Origin of the sequence: Streptomyces tubercidicus (assembly GCF_027497495.1) — a bacterium.
Classification (GTDB): domain Bacteria; phylum Actinomycetota; class Actinomycetes; order Streptomycetales; family Streptomycetaceae; genus Streptomyces; species Streptomyces tubercidicus.
Window position 1 is genome coordinate 145136 of the sequence record NZ_CP114205.1, and the last position, 17313, is coordinate 162448.

Annotated in this window: 17 protein-coding genes; 7 read left to right on the forward strand and 10 right to left on the reverse strand. The window is 69.8% G+C overall.

The genetic code is table 11. The annotated features are described in order from the left end of the window. The first annotated feature begins 252 nt into the window (after nucleotides 1-252). From katG to STRTU_RS00685, 4 genes are all read left to right on the forward strand, one after another. The gene (katG, locus tag STRTU_RS00670) at nucleotides 253-2484 is read left to right on the forward strand and encodes a catalase/peroxidase HPI (protein WP_269777141.1); all 2232 of its coding nucleotides are present in this window, start codon (nucleotides 253-255) and stop codon (nucleotides 2482-2484) included. 160 nt (nucleotides 2485-2644) lie between these two features. Beyond that, complete coding sequence (locus STRTU_RS00675; RefSeq protein ID WP_389853075.1) at nucleotides 2645-3118, forward strand: helix-turn-helix transcriptional regulator; 474 nt, start codon at nucleotides 2645-2647, stop codon at nucleotides 3116-3118. 10 nt (nucleotides 3119-3128) lie between these two features. After that, the gene (locus STRTU_RS00680; RefSeq protein ID WP_269777143.1) at nucleotides 3129-3563 is read left to right on the forward strand and encodes a VOC family protein; all 435 of its coding nucleotides are present in this window, start codon (nucleotides 3129-3131) and stop codon (nucleotides 3561-3563) included. A 224-nt stretch (nucleotides 3564-3787) separates the two neighbouring features. Continuing rightward, nucleotides 3788-6184 (forward strand): excinuclease ABC subunit UvrA, encoded by a 2397-nt coding sequence (locus tag STRTU_RS00685; RefSeq protein WP_269777144.1) that lies wholly within the window; start codon nucleotides 3788-3790, stop codon nucleotides 6182-6184. Between the two features lie 82 nt (nucleotides 6185-6266). On the opposite strand, the gene STRTU_RS00690 is transcribed toward STRTU_RS00685, so the two are convergent. The 4 genes from STRTU_RS00690 to STRTU_RS00705 all read right to left on the reverse strand — a co-directional run bounded on the left by STRTU_RS00690 (nucleotide 6267) and on the right by STRTU_RS00705 (nucleotide 9761). Next, the gene (locus tag STRTU_RS00690) at nucleotides 6267-6698 is read right to left on the reverse strand and encodes a GNAT family N-acetyltransferase (protein WP_269777145.1); all 432 of its coding nucleotides are present in this window, start codon (nucleotides 6696-6698) and stop codon (nucleotides 6267-6269) included. Nucleotides 6699-6788: 90 nt separating this feature from the next. After that, a complete protein-coding gene (locus tag STRTU_RS00695) occupies nucleotides 6789-7049 on the reverse strand; it encodes an HPr family phosphocarrier protein (RefSeq protein WP_269777146.1) in 261 nt (86 codons plus the stop codon). A 258-nt stretch (nucleotides 7050-7307) separates the two neighbouring features. After that, nucleotides 7308-8666 carry a flavin monoamine oxidase family protein gene (locus tag STRTU_RS00700; protein WP_269777147.1) on the reverse strand — a complete coding sequence of 453 codons (1359 nt, stop codon included), beginning with the start codon at nucleotides 8664-8666 and terminating at the stop codon, nucleotides 7308-7310. A gap of 126 nt (nucleotides 8667-8792) precedes the next feature. Next, nucleotides 8793-9761 (reverse strand): alpha/beta fold hydrolase, encoded by a 969-nt coding sequence (locus tag STRTU_RS00705; RefSeq protein ID WP_269777148.1) that lies wholly within the window; start codon nucleotides 9759-9761, stop codon nucleotides 8793-8795. Nucleotides 9762-9931: 170 nt separating this feature from the next. Here STRTU_RS00705 and STRTU_RS00710 point away from each other — a divergent pair, with 170 nt between their 5' ends. Further along, on the forward strand, nucleotides 9932-10654 hold the full coding sequence (locus tag STRTU_RS00710; protein WP_269777149.1) for a CGNR zinc finger domain-containing protein: 723 nt from the start codon (nucleotides 9932-9934) through the stop codon (nucleotides 10652-10654). Between the two features lie 383 nt (nucleotides 10655-11037). Beyond that, a complete protein-coding gene (locus tag STRTU_RS00715; RefSeq protein WP_269777150.1) occupies nucleotides 11038-11328 on the forward strand; it encodes a hypothetical protein in 291 nt (96 codons plus the stop codon). Nucleotides 11329-11456: 128 nt separating this feature from the next. Here STRTU_RS00715 and STRTU_RS00720 read toward each other — a convergent pair whose 3' ends face one another. Continuing rightward, nucleotides 11457-12218, reverse strand: coding sequence for a MerR family transcriptional regulator (locus STRTU_RS00720; RefSeq protein WP_269777151.1), 762 nt, complete (start codon nucleotides 12216-12218; stop codon nucleotides 11457-11459). 151 nt (nucleotides 12219-12369) lie between these two features. Then, nucleotides 12370-13605 (reverse strand): hypothetical protein, encoded by a 1236-nt coding sequence (locus STRTU_RS00725; protein WP_269777152.1) that lies wholly within the window; start codon nucleotides 13603-13605, stop codon nucleotides 12370-12372. A gap of 108 nt (nucleotides 13606-13713) precedes the next feature. Here STRTU_RS00725 and STRTU_RS36305 point away from each other — a divergent pair, with 108 nt between their 5' ends. After that, the gene (locus tag STRTU_RS36305) at nucleotides 13714-13899 is read left to right on the forward strand and encodes a zinc-binding dehydrogenase (RefSeq protein ID WP_269777153.1); all 186 of its coding nucleotides are present in this window, start codon (nucleotides 13714-13716) and stop codon (nucleotides 13897-13899) included. On the opposite strand, the gene STRTU_RS00735 is transcribed toward STRTU_RS36305, so the two are convergent. The 4 genes from STRTU_RS00735 to STRTU_RS00750 form a co-directional block, all read right to left on the reverse strand. After that, on the reverse strand, nucleotides 13880-14470 hold the full coding sequence (locus tag STRTU_RS00735) for a GNAT family N-acetyltransferase (RefSeq protein WP_269777154.1): 591 nt from the start codon (nucleotides 14468-14470) through the stop codon (nucleotides 13880-13882). The two genes, STRTU_RS36305 and STRTU_RS00735, sit on opposite strands and share 20 nt — an antisense overlap. Next, nucleotides 14467-15159 (reverse strand): GntR family transcriptional regulator, encoded by a 693-nt coding sequence (locus tag STRTU_RS00740; protein ID WP_269777155.1) that lies wholly within the window; start codon nucleotides 15157-15159, stop codon nucleotides 14467-14469. The genes STRTU_RS00735 and STRTU_RS00740 overlap by 4 nt, the downstream gene beginning before the upstream one ends. A 103-nt stretch (nucleotides 15160-15262) precedes the next feature. Further along, entirely contained in the window at nucleotides 15263-16267 is a 1005-nt protein-coding gene (locus tag STRTU_RS00745; protein WP_269777156.1) for a proline racemase family protein, read from the reverse strand. A 96-nt stretch (nucleotides 16268-16363) separates the two neighbouring features. After that, entirely contained in the window at nucleotides 16364-17284 is a 921-nt protein-coding gene (locus STRTU_RS00750; protein WP_269777157.1) for a dihydrodipicolinate synthase family protein, read from the reverse strand. Nucleotides 17285-17313 lie beyond the last annotated feature (29 nt).

A 17313-nucleotide genomic window follows, 5' to 3' on the forward strand; every position in this document is an offset into this window, starting at 1 on the left:
GCGTGGGCACGGCCGTCAGGGTTAGTGCCGTGGCCAGGCTGCCCATGCACTGTGTGTCGTGTATGCCGGGTGTGGCTCGCGCCGTGGGTGTGCCTCGTTCCGCCGAGCCGCGTAGGCCGTGCATGACTCCCCTGCCCCGACGAGACCGGCCCTCAGCGGGGCCCACGGCCCCGCCCCGGCAGGCCCCCTGCCCCGCCCTCGACCGCCCGCAGTTTCTGAGCAGTGTGATCCGCCCAGTACGGAAGGATTTCCATGTCTGAGAACCACGAAGCCATCGTCACCGACGCCAAGCCCGAGGAGGCCGGCGGCTGTCCGGTTGCGCACGGGCGTGCGCTCCACCCGACGCAGGGTGGCGGCAACCGGCAGTGGTGGCCGGAGCGGCTGAACCTCAAGATTCTTGCCAAGAACCCGGCCGTGGCGAACCCGCTCGGCGAGGAGTTCGACTATGCCGAGGCGTTCCGGGGGCTCGATCTTCCGGCCGTGAAGCGGGACATCGCCGAGGTGCTGACCACTTCCCAGGACTGGTGGCCGGCTGACTTCGGTCACTACGGGCCGTTCATGATCCGGATGGCCTGGCACAGTGCGGGCACCTACCGCATCAGCGACGGCCGTGGCGGCGCCGGAGCCGGACAGCAGCGGTTCGCGCCGCTCAACAGCTGGCCGGACAACGCCAACCTCGACAAGGCGCGGCGTCTGCTGTGGCCGGTGAAGAAGAAGTACGGGCAGAGCCTGTCGTGGGCCGATCTGCTGGTCCTGGCCGGCAATGTGGCGCTTGAGACGATGGGCTTCAAGACCTTTGGTTTCGGTGGCGGTCGTGAGGACGTCTGGGAGCCGGAGGAGGACGTCTACTGGGGCCCCGAGACCACCTGGCTCGATGACCAGCGCTACACGGGTGACCGGCAGCTGGAGAACCCTCTCGGTGCCGTCCAGATGGGTCTGATCTACGTCAACCCGGAGGGCCCGAACGGCACCCCCGACCCGCTCGCCGCGGCCCGCGACATCCGTGAGACGTTCCGCCGGATGGCGATGAACGACGAGGAGACGGTCGCGCTGGTCGCGGGCGGCCACACCTTCGGCAAGACCCATGGTGCGGGCCCCGCCGACCACGTCGGTCCCGACCCCGAGGCCGCCGCGCTGGAGGAGCAGGGTCTGGGCTGGCGGAACACCTACGGGACCGGCAAGGGCGGTGACGCGATCACCAGCGGTCTTGAGGGTACGTGGACGAACACCCCGACGGCCTGGGACAACAGCTTCTTCGAGATTCTCTTCGGCTATGAATGGGAGCTGTTCAAGAGCCCGGCCGGCGCGCATCAGTGGCGGCCCAAGGACGGCGCCGGGGCCGGTACCGTCCCCGATGCCCACGACCCTGCCCGGCATCACGCCCCCACGATGCTGACCACCGACCTCGCCCTGCGGTCCGACCCGGCGTACGAGCAGATCTCGCGTCGCTTCCTGGCGGACCCGGACGCATTCGCCGACGCCTTCGCCCGCGCCTGGTACAAGCTCACCCACCGCGACATGGGTCCGGCCGTCCGCTACCTCGGCCCCGAAGTTCCCGCCGAGACACTGCTGTGGCAGGACCCGCTGCCCGCGGTGGACCACCCCGTGGTCGGCAGCGAGGACATCGCCGCGCTCAAGAGCAAGATCCTGAGCTCCGACTTGTCGGTGTCGGAGCTGGTGTCCACCGCCTGGGCTTCGGCCTCGACCTTCCGCGGTAGTGACAAGCGCGGCGGCGCCAATGGTGCACGTATCCGCCTTCAGCCGCAGAACGGATGGGAGGCCAACGACCCCGACCGGCTGGCGACGGTCCTGCGCACCCTGGAAGACATCCAGCAGGCCTTCAACACCTCGCACTCCGGCGGCGCACAGATCTCCCTCGCGGACCTGATCGTGCTCGCCGGCGGCACCGCCGTGGAACACGCCGCAAGCAACGCGGGCATCGACATCGAGGTCCCCTTCACCCCGGGCCGCACCGACGCCTCCCAGGACGAGACCGATGTGGAATCCTTCACCGCCCTCGAACCGGCCGCCGACGGATTCCGCAACTACGTCGCCAAGGGCAACCGGCTGCCCGCCGAACATCTTCTGCTCGACAAGGCCAATCTGCTGACTCTCAGCGCGCCCGAGATGACCGTTCTCGTCGGCGGGCTGCGCGTCCTGGGCGCCAACTACCAGCAGTCCCGGCTCGGGGTCCTCACCAGCACCCCCGAAACCCTCACCAACGCCTTCTTCGTCAACCTCCTCGACCTCAACACGACGTGGCAGGCCAGCTCCGAGGACGCCCACACCTTCGAAGGCCGCGACGCCGCCACCGGCGAGGTCAAATGGACCGGTACCCGCGCCGACCTGGTCTTCGGATCCAACTCCGAACTGCGTGCCCTCGCCGAGGTGTACGCCAGCGATGACGCCAAGGAGAAATTCGTGCGCGACTTCGTGGCGGCATGGCACAAGGTGATGAACCTGGACCGGTTCGACCTCGTCTGAAGGTGACGGACGGCGTCCAGGCCGGTCGGCCCACGTGGGCCGAGTGGTGCCGGCCGGCCTGGACGCCCCCTTCCGAAGGACCGCAACAGCTCTACCGCCCCGGCCCGCCCACGCCCATCAGACCCTCGCTCGGCCCCCGGGGCGCCGACGGCACTGGGCAATGGCGGTGCGGCGTGGCACGATCTCGTGGGTGAGCAGCAAAGCCGCCCCGGCGCCCCATCTGCGCGATCTCGCGCTGCTGCGGCGCGTCCGCGACCGGATCGATCGCGAGTACGCGCAGCCGCTGGATGTCGAGGCCCTCGCACGCGGCGTGAACATGTCAGCCGGGCACCTCAGCCGCCAGTTCCGGCGTGCCTACGGTGAGAGTCCGTACGGCTACCTGATGACACGGCGTATCGAACGCGCGATGGCGCTGCTGCGGCGCGGTGACCTCAGCGTCACCGAGGTCTGCTTCACCGTCGGCTGCTCTTCGCTGGGCACCTTCAGCAGCCGCTTCACCGAGCTGGTCGGTATGCCGCCCAGTGTCTACCGGCGCCAGGCCGCACAGGCGACCGCGGGCATGCCGTCCTGCGTGGCGAAACAGATCACCAGACCGGTCAGGAATCGAGAAGCGCCGGCTCCGCCCCGCCTCTAGCGTGACTGCCATGGACATCGCCATTCACGCAAGCTTTCTGCCCCATAACGACCCCGAAGCCGCCCTCGCCTTCTACCGCGACACCCTCGGTTTCGAGGTCCGCAACGATGTCGGATACCAGGGGATGCGCTGGCTCACCGTCGGCCCCGTCGGCCAGCCCGGCACCTCCATCGTTCTGGCACCACCGGCCGCCGACCCCGGCATCACCGACGACGAACGCCGCACCATCACCGAGATGATGGCCAAGGGCACCTACGCCGCGATCCTCCTGGCCACCCCGGACCTCGACGACACCTTCACCCGACTGCAAGCCGGCGACACCGAGATCGTGCAGGAACCCACCCAGCAGCCCTACGGCATCCGCGACTGCGCCGTCCGCGATCCCGCAGGCAACCTCATCCGTATTCAGGAGCAGACGTCGGCCACGCCGCCGCGTCGGTCCTGAATCTCACAGACACCACCCCCACCCCCACCCCCACCCCCACACCCACACCCACACCCACATCCACGGACCTACGGCACGGGCGCGGGCGGGCGGCACCGACCGTCCCGCTCCCGCGCCCTCCGCCCCGGCCACCGACTCTGCAAGGCCGCGCAGGTCAGACCGAGCAGACCGAGCCCCACCGGCACGAACCACCAGCGCAGCCCCGCGTCACAGATGGAGACACGATGAGCATGGCCCCGAGGACTGACACACCGGCGCAGGCGCCCGCGGCCCACGTTGCCGACCGGCACGATCTGATCCGCGTGCACGGTGCGCGGGTGAACAACCTCAGGGACGTCAGTATCGAGATTCCGAAGCGGCGGCTGACGGTGTTCACCGGCGTCTCCGGTTCGGGCAAGAGCTCGCTGGTGTTCAACACGATCGCCGCGGAGTCGCAGCGGCTGATCAATGAGACCTACAGCGCCTTCGTACAGGGCTTTATGCCGACGCTGGCACGGCCCGAGGTCGATGTGCTGGAAGGGCTGACGACCGCGATCATCGTCGACCAGCAGCGGATGGGTGCCGACCCCCGTTCCACGGTCGGTACCGCCACCGACGCCAACGCCATGCTCCGCATCCTCTTCAGTCGGCTCGGAAAGCCGCACATCGGCCCGCCCAGCGCCTACGCCTTCAACGTTCCCTCGGTCCGGGCCAGCGGTGCGATCACGGTCGAGCGCGGCGCCAAGAAGACGGTGAAAGCGACCTTCTCGCGCACCGGTGGTATGTGTGCGCACTGCGAGGGGCGGGGCACGGTCTCCGACATCGATCTCACTCAGCTTTACGACGACTCCAAGTCGATCGCCGAGGGCGCGTTCACCATCCCCGGCTGGAAGTCGGACAGCTTCTGGACGGTGCGGGTGTACGCCGAGTCGGGGCTGCTCGACCCGCACAAGCCGATCCGTGAGTTCACCAAGAAGGAGATGCAGGACTTCCTCTACCGGGAGCCGACCAAGGTGAAGGTCGAGGGCGTGAACCTCACCTATGAGGGGTTGATCCCCAAGATCCAGAAGTCGATGCTGTCCAAGGACAAGGCGGCGTTGCAGCCGCACATCCGGGCGTTCGTGGAGCGGGCGGTCACCTTCACCACCTGCCCCGAGTGCGATGGCACCCGGCTCAGCGAGGGGGCCAGGTCGTCGAAGATCAAGCGGATCAGCATCGCGGACGCCTGCGCGATGGAGATCAGGGATCTGGCCACATGGGTCGGCGGGCTTGCCGAGCCGTCAGTGGCACCGCTGCTCACGGCGCTGCGGCAGACCCTTGAGTCGTTCGTCGAGATCGGTCTGGGCTATCTGTCGCTGGACCGGTCTGCGGGCACGCTGTCGGGCGGTGAGGCGCAGCGCGTCAAGATGATCCGCCACCTGGGCTCCTCGCTCACCGACACCACCTACGTCTTCGACGAGCCCACCGCGGGCCTGCACCCGCATGACATCCAGCGGATGAACGACCTGCTGCTGCGGCTGCGGGACAAGGGCAACACGGTGCTCGTCATCGAGCACAAGCCGCAGACGATCGCGATTGCCGACCATGTCGTCGACCTCGGCCCCGGCGCCGGTACTTCGGGCGGCACCGTCTGCTTTGAGGGCACCGTCGAGGAGCTACGGGCCGGCGGCACCATCACCGGCCGGCATCTCGACGACCGGGCCGCCCTGAAGGAAGCCGTGCGGACGCCCACCGGCACGCTGGAGATTCGCGGCGCGACGGCGCACAACCTGCGCAATATCGATGTCGATGTCCCGCTCGGGGTGCTCTGTGTGGTCACCGGCGTGGCGGGCTCCGGGAAGAGTTCGCTGCTGCATGGTTCCGTCCCGGAGTCGGCGGGTGTGGTGTCGGTGGACCAGACGCCGATTCGCGGCTCGCGGCGGAGCAACCCGGCGACGTACACCGGACTGCTCGAACCGGTCCGTAAGGCATTCGCGAAGGTCAACGGTGTGAAGCCGGGGCTGTTCAGTGCCAACTCCGAGGGCGCCTGCCCCACCTGCAACGGCGCCGGCGTCATCTACACCGACCTGGCGATGATGGCCGGGGTCGCCACCACCTGTGAGGACTGCGAGGGGAAGCGGTATCAGGCCGCGGTGCTGGAGTACCGTCTCGGCGGCCGCGACATCAGTGAGGTGCTGGCGATGTCGGTGGCCGAGGCCGAGGAGTTCTTCGGCGACGGCGAGGCGCGCACACCGGCGGCCCACCGGATCCTGCAGCGGCTCGCCGATGTCGGGCTCGGCTACCTCAGCCTCGGCCAGCCCCTCACCACACTGTCCGGCGGCGAGCGGCAGCGGCTCAAGCTGGCCACCCACATGGCCGAGAAGGGCGGCGTCTATGTGCTCGACGAGCCGACCGCCGGTCTCCATCTCGCCGATGTCGAGCAGCTGCTCGGCCTGCTCGACCGGCTCGTCGACTCCGGCAAGTCGGTCATCGTCATCGAACACCACCAGGCGGTCATGGCGCACGCCGACTGGATCATCGACCTCGGCCCCGGGGCCGGCCACGACGGCGGCCGTATCGTCTTCGAGGGCAGCCCCGCCGATCTCGTCGCTGCCCGCTCCACCCTCACCGGGGAGCACCTCGCGGCTTATGTCGGCAGCTGACGGACCGACGAGGGCGGCCGCGGCTCTCGGTCCGCCGCGAGCAAACACGGCGTCGCTGCTTCTGAGGCCCAGGCATGTGGCCTCAGTGCGCAGGTTTCATGATCATCAAGTGCTCGGGGTCAGGGACCGTGACGAAGCCGACCTTGGCGTAGACCTCATGGGCATCGAGGGTGGCCAGGAGCGTCCGCTTGAGGTTGTACGGGGCCAGGTGGTCGCGGACAGCGGCGGCCAGCCAGGTGCCGAGGCCCTTGCCGCGGTGCGTGGGGGCGACGTAGACATCGCAGAGCCAGGCGAAGGTCGCCAGGTCGGTGACGACACGTGCGTAAGCGACCTGGGCACCGCGGTCATCGTAGAGACCGAAATTGAGAGATCCGCGGATGGACTGCTGGACCGTTTCGCGGCTGCGGCCCAGTGCCCAGAACGCGTCGGTCGAGAGCCAGTGGTGCACCAGGTCGATGTCGAGGCGGTCCGGGTCGGTGGCGACCTCGTAGCCGTCTTCCCTGCGAGTGATCATGGCCAAGGATGGTAGGTCCGAGGGGTGCCGGGCAGCCAGCAGTTTTGTGGTCTGCCCAGGCACCTTGGCGCTTGTTCAGGGGCCGACGGCCTACAGGACCACCGACTCGACGAGCTTCGCCATGGCCTCGACGGCCGTCTGCTCATCGTCCCCCGTGGCCACGATGAGGATCTCCTTGCCGTGGCTCATCTCCAGCGTCTGCAGGCTGAACAGGCTCTTCGCGCTGGCTTCCTTGCCATCGACCTGGAACAGGATGTCCGAGGCGTAGCCCTTCGCTTCCTGAGCAATGCGCGAGGCCGGGCGCACCCGCACACCGCCCGGCGAAGCGATGGTTACGGTCGTCTCCGCCATGAATGACTCCTCCAGCCGACAGCTACGTGAGCCGACGGCGCGATCTGGTCATCCGCCGTCCGGGCGTACGCCACGTCCGGAGGATGCTCTCCCACCGGGCCCACCCTCGTACGAAGTCGACGGTAGGGCAACTGCGGTGTGGCTGTGGGGTGTTCCTCGCATTGCGATAAAGCGCTTCCTTGCTCCGCGTCAGCATTCTCTGCGTCGGCTGTCTCTGCGTCGGCTTCATCTGCATCGGTGTTCTCTTCGTGCGCGCGGTCAGTTCACGGCGAGGACCTCGCGGGCGGCTCGTTCGCCGGAGCGCACCGCGCCCTCCATCAGGCCGTGCATCAGGGTCGCCGATTCCGTGTTCGCCCAGTGGATGCGGCCCACGGGCTCGCGCAGTGCGCTGCCGTAGTTGGTGAGTGTGCCCGGCGGGAAATGGGCGACCATCCCGCCCAGTGACCATGGCTGTTCGGACCAGTCGGTCTCCAGGTACGCGGTGGGACGGCGGGCCTCCGGGCCGAATCGCTCGGCGAGCGCGTCCAGCCAGACCGCTTTCCGCTCCGTGGGGTCCAGGCGGCCGATCCGTACGGCCCCGTCCCCGAACGCGTAGCTGCTCAGCACACCCGGCTCTCCCGAGCGGGGAGTCTGATCGATGGTGATCGGGACGGGTGACTGGGGCGCGAGCGTCTGGCCGGACAGCTGCTGGCCCCGCCAGAACGGCTCGGAGTACTGCGTGTGCACCCGGATGATCGCGCCGGGCACCAGGCGTTGCCGCAGGTGGCTGTGGGCGGCGGGCAACGGCGGGTCGAAGAAGATGCGGCCGGCGAGCACGGGCGGCGTGGCGACGATGACGCGTCGTGCCCGTACGGCGAACGCGTCCGAGGTGACCTCTACGTCGGACGCGTTCTGGACGATCCGCCGGACCGGGCTGGACAGGTGCACCGCCGCGCCCAGGCGCGCGGCCATCCGCCGGGCCAGTTCGGGGGCTCCGCCGTCCACCAGGTGGGATTCCGTCTTCCGGGAGTCGGTGTAGTAGCCGAAGCCGGCGCCCCCGCCGCCGCGTGCCAGGACAAGTGCGCCCAGCAGGGACACCTCGGCCGGGTCGGCGCAGAACAGCAGATTCATCGTCGACTTGAGGAGGGTGTGGGCGGTGGCCGAGGGCACATTGAGCGGATGGGAGAGCCACTGTGCGAGCGTGCGGGCGTCCCAGGCCCGTGCGTGCCGGGCGTCCCAGGGGGCGTCCAGCGGAAGCCGCCGTGTCATCAGGTTCAGGCGCAGGAACGCCATCCCGAGTGTGGCGAGTGCCGCCGGGCCGGTCTTGGGAATGCCGCGGTGGCGGCGGTTGCGGCCGTCGAGGCACAGGAGGTGATCGCCCTCGTCGTACTGCGGGTAGACCTCAAGTCCCAGCTCGCGGCAGAGCTGGAACATCCGTTCCTGGCCCTTGCCCAGCCAGGTGCCGCCCGCGGAGACCACGGTGCCGTCGGGCAGTTCCCGGTTCCAGACCCGCCCGCCCACGCGGTCCCTGGCCTCCAGCACCACGACGTCACGCCCGGCCCCGGCCAGTTGCCGCGCGGCCGCCAGTCCGGCGAATCCGGCGCCCACGACGCAGACGTCCGCTGTCACCTGTTCCATGACCCACCTCCACAGAGCAGCGTCGCTCGCCGGGGCGCGCGGCGCCCGGTGGGTGACTCGGGCGGGCGGCTTCGGCGGCCAGTCGAGTGACCTGCCCGATCGGGAGGTGGAGTGGGCCCGGCGGGATCAGTGCTGGAGGAACGGGAGGAGGTGGTCGAGGAGGGCGTCGGGCTGCTCTTCGGGGACGTAGTGGCCGCAGTCGGGGAGGACGGCGCTGTCGAGCCGCTCGGTCACGGGGCCGAGGAGGGCGGCGAGGCGTTCGCCTTGTCCTTGGGCCCCGGCGACGCTGAGCACGGGCAGGGTGAGCGGGTGGCGCTTGCGCTGGTGGTTCTGGGCGATGTTGTCGTCGGTGGCCCGGTAGTAGTCGAAGCTGGCGCGCAGTGCTTCGGGGTCGCGGGCGAGGCTTTCGACGTAGAAGCCGACCGCTGAGTCCGGCAGGGCGCGGGCGGCTTTCTGGCGGAACTGGTCGCCGTAGTAGATGTCCTCCCGGCCGCGGACGAGCTGTTCGTTGACGGAGCGCTTGCGGTTGAAGGCGAAGTGCCAGAGCAGGTCGTTCTGTGCCTCGGGGCCGAAGAGGGGGATGTCGGGCGCGAGTCCGGGGAGCGTGGCGTCGAGCAGGGCGAGGTGTGTGAGCGCATCGCGGTGGTCGGCGGCGAGGGCATAGCCGATCCACATGCCGACGTCGTGTCCGGCCATGGCGAAGCGTTCGTGGCCCAACACCCGCATGAGGGCGACGAGTTCGGCCGCCACGGTGCCGGTGTCGTATCCCCCGTGGGGCTTGTCGGACGGTCCGACGCCGCGGGGGTCGACCGCGATGACGCGGAAGTGTTCCGCCAGGCGCGGCATGACCAAGCGCCACGCGTACCAGTTCTGCGGCCAGCCGCCGACGAGGAGGACGGGCTGCCCGGCACCGCCCTGGACGGTGTGCAGCGCCACCTCGCCTACGCGGACGAGGGTGCTGTCGAAGGTGTCGGTGAAGCCGTCGGGGAGGCAGGGCACGCCGGTCGTGGTGCCGAAACCGGTGAGTGGCCGGATGGGCCGGATGGGCCGGATGGGCCGGGTGGGCCGGATGGGCCGGTTGGTCGTCGTGGTCATGGGCGATCTCCTTGCGTGGGGGGGAGGGGTGGGCAGTCGCCCTGTCCGGAGCGTCGGCAGTCCGATCAGAGGGAACCCTTTTAACTGGTTCACATGAACCAGTTAAAAGGGTTCGCATTGCAAGCGTCAAGCGTTGGCTTCCGGGAGCTGAGCGGCTACGCTGAACCACCATGACCGGTTCATCTGCTGTCGGAAGCACTCCCCTCCCGGCCTCCGGGCGGCGCAGCGCGGAGGGATTCCGGCTCGGCAACGAGATCCTCGCGTTCCGTTTCGTCGCCACGCTCGGGGAGCGGCGTGCCGATCCCGTGGAACGGATCGCCACCCCCCAACAGCTGCGCGCCTGGCTGATCGCCAACGGGCTGATCACTGATGGACTGATCGCTGATGGCCTGGCCGCTGATGGACCGGCCACTGATGGACTGACCGCCGATGAGCTGGGTGCCGAGGGGCTGGGCGGTGCCGAGATGCCGGTCTCCGACGCGCTTCTACGGGACGCGCGCGCACTGCGCGAGGCCATCCACCGGGCCGGCACCGCCATCGCCTCCGGCGGCGTGCCGGATCCGGCCGACGAAGAGCTGCTCAACCGCTGGACCGTGCGTCACCGGGCGCGGCTCGTCCTCACCGGCGGACAGGCCAGGTGGCATCTCCCGGAGGCCGATCCCGCGCGCGCCGCGCTCGCCGTCGTCGCCGTGGACGCCGTCGCGACCCTCGGCGGCCACGTTGACGGTGTGATCAAGCGCTGCGAGCAACGCACCTGCGGGGGGCTCTTCGTGGACACCAGCCGCGGTCGGCGGCGGCGCTGGTGCTCCATGGCCACCTGCGGAAACAAGGTGAAGAAGGCCAATCTGAAGGCAGCGCGCGACGAGGCCGAGGCGGGCGAACCGGCCGGGTGAGCTGGCGAAGCTGCCGCCGCGTTCGACGGGGCCCACGTTCTCCTTATCGGCGACGCCGTCATAACTGGACAGCAGCCGCAGTGCCTTGGCGGTCGTCGGGTCCGTCGAACGCAGCTTTTTGAGATACGACAGGAATTGGCGGGCGACTCCCGACTTCTCGTCGTTCTGCAGTGCCAGGGTGCCGGCGAGGGAGGTACAGCCGCGCGGCCCTGTCCTGTTCGACGTAGGAGGCGCCCAGCGCCTCGCTGATACGGCCCAGACCGCGCCGCCGCCAGGTATCGATCTGGGTCGGCTCCAGCAGGGAACATTTGGCCCGGTGAACCTTCCGCGCCGGGCCCGCGTCTTCTTCCGCGACCGCCACCACGTGCCCAGGAGAACAGACCATGGCCGACAAGGACGTTGAGCAGACCGACGCGCGGGGTTACGCCCCGGGGCCGTGGTGGGCGGACCTCGGGACGTGGGGGGCTGTCGCACTGATCGTCTTCGGGGGCCTCGCGGCGGCATGGGTCTTTCTCCGGCTGCCCGGCACCCCAGACGAGCCGGCTTCCGGCTACTACGGGGCCTCCAAGGTCATAGCCATCGGCCTGGTGACTGTGGGATGCGCCTTGCTCGGCCGCCGTCGCACCCGGGCCGCCGCAGCCATCGAGGAGACGAATGAACGGGAACGCGCCTGACGCCGCCGACCGGTGAGCACCATCAGACGGCGACGACTTCCTGAATCCCGCACAAGCTCGCACATGCGAAAGAGCCCCGGGGCCGCCGCCATGGACCCATGGGTGTGGCGGCGGCCCCGGTTGGCGCCTCAGCTCAGCCGCGTCGTGGCGTACGCCTCGATGGCCTCGCGCTGATACGCGGCCAGGCCGGGCGCGATCGCCTCGTACGCCGCGCGCCACGCCTCGTTGTCCACGCAGGCACGGCCGATCGCGCGATACTCCTCGGCGGAGGCTGCCCGGAGTTCGGCCAGCGCCCGGTACTGGGCATCGATCTCGGCCTGCACCGGATCGGCGTCGGCCGGCGTGCCGGCGGCCATCAGCTCGGCCAGCCGGATCATCTGGGCCGTGCGCTCACGGTGCCCGGCCTCGATCTCCGCCTCGCTCATCGCCGAAGTGCGCCGCTCGATCTCCTCCGCCAGCTCCGGAAAAGCCCGCAGGCTCTCCTCGTACTGGGCGGGCTGTACCCCTTCGAAGAGGTTTTCCGGCCGGTTGACACTGGTCATGGGGCTCCCGTCCTTCCTGGACTGCTCCAGTTCGGTGATCGTGCGGGAGACGGTGCCGGCCAGGACGTCCAGCCGGTCGCGCTCGGCGATGAGCCGGCGATGGTGGCCGCGCAGGGCCTCCAGCTCGTCGATCTGCGCCGCCAGCACCCGACCGATCTCGGTCAGCCCCAGGCCCAGCGCCCGCAGGACGAGGATCTGCTGCAGGCGCAGCAGCTCGCGCTCCTCGTAGTAGCGGTGACCGTTGGTGCCGATCCTGGCCGGCGGCAGCAGGCCGATCTCGTCGTAATGCCGCAGCGTCCGGGCCGTCACACCCGACATCCGCGCGACCTCCGCAATCGGCCAGGCCATCGTCGCCTCCGCACGAACACTTCGCCGGGCCGGTCTCTCCGGCCCTGTTCAGGACGGTAGAAGCTGCCGCAGCGACAACTTCAAGTCCCCTGTCCGTCCCCGGCCACTCCGGGAGACCGAGGTCGCGGAGGAGCGGTGACCGGCGGCCTCCTCAGCGTACGGGCGCCGTCAGCTCCGCGTCCCGTCCGGCCGGGACCGCGGTCCCGGCGAGGCGGCTCATGCCCTGCTTGAGGCAGGACCGGGCGATGGAGTCGCCCTGGAGCAGGGTGCGGGAGTTGACGTGCGGGCGGGCGCCGATCGCGGTGACCCACTGGACCGACTCCACCGGAGGACCGTAGGAGAATCGGGCCGGGTGGGGGACGCCCCGGGCGTCGATGAGCTGGAAGGTCACATCCGTGACGTCCAGGCCGCCCGTCTCGTAGCCGGGGCCTGCCGCGTCGGGGATGAAGTGGGCGCGGCATCCGCCCGCGGAACGGAGCGACGCCAGCAGCGGGTCGGTGGCCCGGCGCACGTCGGTCGTCGGCAGGTGAGCCTCGACGAGTGCCGTCACACGAAGCGGCGGGCCCGGCACCTGGGGCGAGCCGACGAGGAAGGCGCCGGACTCCTCGTCCGCCGTCATCCTCATGCGCGGGCCGAGCAGCTGGACGACGCCCGCCTCGACCAGGGCGCGGAGCTCCCGGACGCGCGTGGCCGGCGGCCCGCTGGCGGCGTAGTTGTTCAAGCCGCTGAACCAGTGGTCGATGTGGTCCCGGTAGGAAGCACCGCTCAGGCCCCGGTGGGAGATGACCTGCCGCACCTCGTCGCGCAGGTCACGCATGACCGCGGCGGCAGCCTTGACGGCGCTGACGGCCGGGCCCAGATCCGAGTGCCGCAGATCCTCATCGAGGACGCCGAGGATCCACGCGCGGTAATCGGCGGAGTCGGTGAACTCCCTGCGGTCCGCCGGCCGGTCGAGTGCCTCCCAGTTCCAGCGCAGTTCCGGATCGGGCACCAGGTCGCTCAGGAGCGCCTCCATGCCGGGGGATCCCCAGGCGTGCCGCGGATACTCGGCCAGCAGCCGGGCGTGCCCGGTCGGGTCGTCGGTCTGCAACAGCACCTTGTAGTAGTTCCAGGCGACCTCCTTCGCCACGAGGGGGAACAGGTCGCGCAGGAAGTCGGTGCGACCGGTGCCCGCCGGGCTCCTCAGCCGGGCGATCTCGTCGGCGGACAGGAACGTCGCCCGGTAACGGGGCACGATCTCCTGACGGATCTCCGCCCGCGCGCGATATGGCACACCGCGCCCCGAACCGGCGTGCACCACCAATTCGTTGCCGCTCGGCAGATAGGTCAGCCGGCCGTCGGAACCGGGGACGAAACGCCCGCCCCTGCCCTCGGTGAGCAAGGCCATGTAGTCGTAGAAATTCAGCCCGAGTCCGCGCAGAGCGACGGGCTGACCCGCGCCGACCGGCGCCAGGTCCGCCTCCGCCGGGCTGCTCGGCGGGACGTAGTGCAGACCGTGGCGGGAGGCGAAACCGGCGAGTTCACGCTGCCTGTCCGTGGGCTCGACGGCTGGCTGCGCGACGGTGAGATCGACGCCTCCGTCGGCGGGACCTACCCGCTGGAGGAGGCGGCCCACGCCCACCGCGATCTCCAGCAGCGCCGCTCCACGGGCAAGCTCCTCCTCAGCCCTGAGGGCTCTTGAAGCTCCTGAGCGCGCCGTGCCGCAGGTGCAGATGGCTCTCAAGGGGGTATCGCGGCGGCGCCGCCGGCAGAGTCCGTGCGAACGTGTAGCCGCACTTCTCCGCGACACGGCACGAGGCGAGGTTGTCCACCTGGTGCAGAAGCTCGATGGCTTCCAGCCCCTCGGCGTGGAAGGTCTCGAAGGCCCAGGTGGTCAGCGCTTCCAGAGCGCGTGCGGCGACGCCCCGTCCACGTGCGTGTCCTGCTGTCCAGTAGCCGGCTTCGGCAGTCGGTTTGCCGGGAGCGACGTCCTTGAGGATCACATTGCCCACCAACCGTGGGGCAGCCTCATCGGGAGACTCTTCCAGGACGGCGAAGCCGAATCGGTCTCCCACGGACCAGCCTCGCTGCTGGTCCTGTATCCACTGCACCCCTTGCGCCTCGTTTTCCGGCCGTGACCTGGCCCAGCGTCCCAGCATGGGATCCCGGTACGCCGCCACCAGTGCGTCCACGTCCTCCAGGCACCAGGGGCGGAGAACGAGCGCGGGCAGGGCCGGTGTTGCGGGCGCGCGCAGGATCACGGAAGCGTTCACCGGGCAGGTGATGAGGTCGCCGCGGTCCCGCTCCTGGCCCAGAGTGAGCGGACATGGCCCAGGTGCTTGGCCATGCACTTCTCGGCTGCCTTCGCGTCGCCCGCCAGCATCAGATCGAGGAGTTCGTGGTGCTCCTCGGCCGACGGGATCAGCTCGCCCTGCTCGTCCAGGGCGGTGAGCCCGTACAGCCGCGAGCGTTTGCGCAGATCGCCGACGGTCTCGACGAGGCGGTCATTGCCGCTGAGGCCGAGCAGTTCGAGGTGGAACTGCCGGTCGGCCTCCAGGTAGCCGATGAGGTCGTGGTCGCGGGCGGCTCGTACGATCTCCTCGGCGACCGGCCGCAGCGCTTCCAGCTCCGCGCGGGCGGCGGTGCGGGTGATCCGGCCGACCATGGGGATCTCGATGAGCGCGCGGATTTCGGTGTACTGGTCGAGATCGCGTTCATTGACTTCGGTGACCCGGAAGCCCTTGTTGCGGACGGGCTCGACCAGGCCCTCGCGCGCCAGATCGAGCATCGCCTCGCGCACGGGCGTGGCCGAGATCCCGAAGTCCTCGGCCAGCACCGGCGCCGAGTACACCTCCCCCGGCCGCAGCTCACCGGAGATCAGGGCGGCGCGCAGGGCGTGGGCGACCTGGTCGCGCAACCGCTCCCGGGTGGCATTGAGATCGCGGTGCTTCAGGTGCCCCATAACGGTGGTGATCCCTTCATGCCGGAGCGGAATCACCAGCATACAATTTCACATTTTGTCAGTGGTCCAGAGGGGGGAGAGTCAGCCGGGGGACGGCCGGTGGTCACAGGAGGAAGCCCCCGGGAAACGGGTCGTCCGGGTCGAGGAAGTACTGGGCGGTGCCAGTGATCCAGGCGCGGCCGGTGACGGTCGGGACGACGGCGGGCCGTCCGCCGACCTCGGTCTCGGCGATCAGCCGGCCGGTGAAGCGGGTGCCGATGAAGGACTCGTTGACGAAGTCGCGGTCCAGGGGCAGTTCACCGCGGGCGTGCAGCTGCGCCATCCGCGCCGAGGTGCCGGTGCCGCAGGGTGAGCGGTCGAACCAGCCGGGATGGATCGCCATCGCATGCCGTGAGTGGTGGGCGTCCGAGCCGGGAGCGGCCAGGTAGACATGCTTGACCCCGGCGATCTCCGGCTGCTCGGGGTGGACCGGCCGGTCCGGTGAGGCGTTGATTGCCGCCATGACGGCCAGCCCGGCGGCCAGCAGGTCGTCCTTGCGGGCACGGTCGAACGGCAGCCCCAGCGCGTCGAGTTCGACGAAGGCGTAGAAGTTGCCGCCGAAGGCGAGGTCATAGGTCACCGTCCCGTATCCCGGGACCTCCACGGTGCGGTCCAACCCGGCGCAGAAGGCGGGCACATTGGTGAGGGTGACCGACTTCGCCACCCCGTCCGCCACCTGGACATCGACGGCGACCAGACCGGCCGGGGTGTCGAGCCGCACCGGGGTGACCGGCTCGGTCACCGGCACCATGCCCGACTCGACGAGGACGGTGGCGACGCCGATGGTGCCGTGCCCGCACATCGGCAGCAGGCCGGAGACCTCGATATAGAGCACGCCGTAGTCGGCGTCGGCGCGGGTGGGCGGCTGGAGGATGGCGCCGCTCATGGCGGAGTGCCCGCGCGGCTCGTACATCAGGAGCGTTCTGAGATGGTCGAGGTGCTCGATGAAGTGGAGCCTGCGCTCGGCCATGGTGGCGCCGGGGAGCACACCGACACCACCGGTGATCACGCGCGTGGGCATGCCCTCGGTGTGCGAATCGACGGCGTGGAAGACATGACGCGTACGCACGATGAGTCCTTTCGAAGCGGCACGGAAGCGGTCAGCTGATGCGGTCGACTGATGCGGTCAGCTGGTGCGGTGAAGTGATCCGGTCAAGTGATGCGGTCAGTGGTGTCCGGCGGCCACGGCCTTCTCGGTGGCGGCCCGTACTTCGGCCTCGGTCTCCCCCGTGAGCGGGGAGCGCGGCGGGCGGGCGGGGCCGCCGCGACGGCCGACGAGGTCCATGGACAGCTTGATGCACTGGACGAACTCGGTCTTCGAATCCCAGCGCAGCAGCGCGTGCAGGGACTTGTAGAGCGGCAGGGCGGTGTCCAGGTCACCGGCGACGGCGGCGTGGTACAGCGTGGCGCAGGTGGCGGGGAAGGCGTTGGGGTAGCCGGCGATCCAGCCGACCGCACCGGCCACGGCGAGTTCGAGCAGGACATCGTCCGCGCCGATCAACAGGTCCAGTTCCGGGGCGAGTTCGGCGATCTCGTAGGCGCGCCGCACATCGCCGGAGAACTCCTTGACCGCGACGATGCTGCCGTCCTGGTGGAGCCGGGCCAGCAGCCCGGGTGTCAGATCCACCTTGGTGTCGAGGGGGTTGTTGTACGCGACGACCGGTACGCCCGCCTTGGCGGCCTCGGCGTAATGGGCGCGGACGGCCGGTTCGTCGGCGCGGTAGGCGTTCGGGGGCAGCAGGAGGACCGAGCCGCAGCCCGCCTCGCCCGCCTGCTCCGCCCAGCGGCGGGACTCGGCGCTGCCGTACGCGGCCACACCGGGCATCACCCGCGCCCCGTCACCCGCCGCTTCGACCGCGGTCCGCACCACGCGGGCCCGCTCCTCGTCGGTGAGGGTCTGGTACTCGCCGAGCGAGCCGTTCGGTACGACGCCGTCGCAGCCCTGCTCGATCAGCCAGCGGACGTGCCGGGCGTAGGCGTCGTAATCGACGGACAGATCGTCGCGCAGGGGCAGCGCCGTGGCGACCATGATTCCGCGCCAGGGGCGGCTGCTGTTCCAGGTGATGGCGGTGGCGGAGGCGGTCATGCTGGTGAACCTTTCTCTCGCGTGTGACA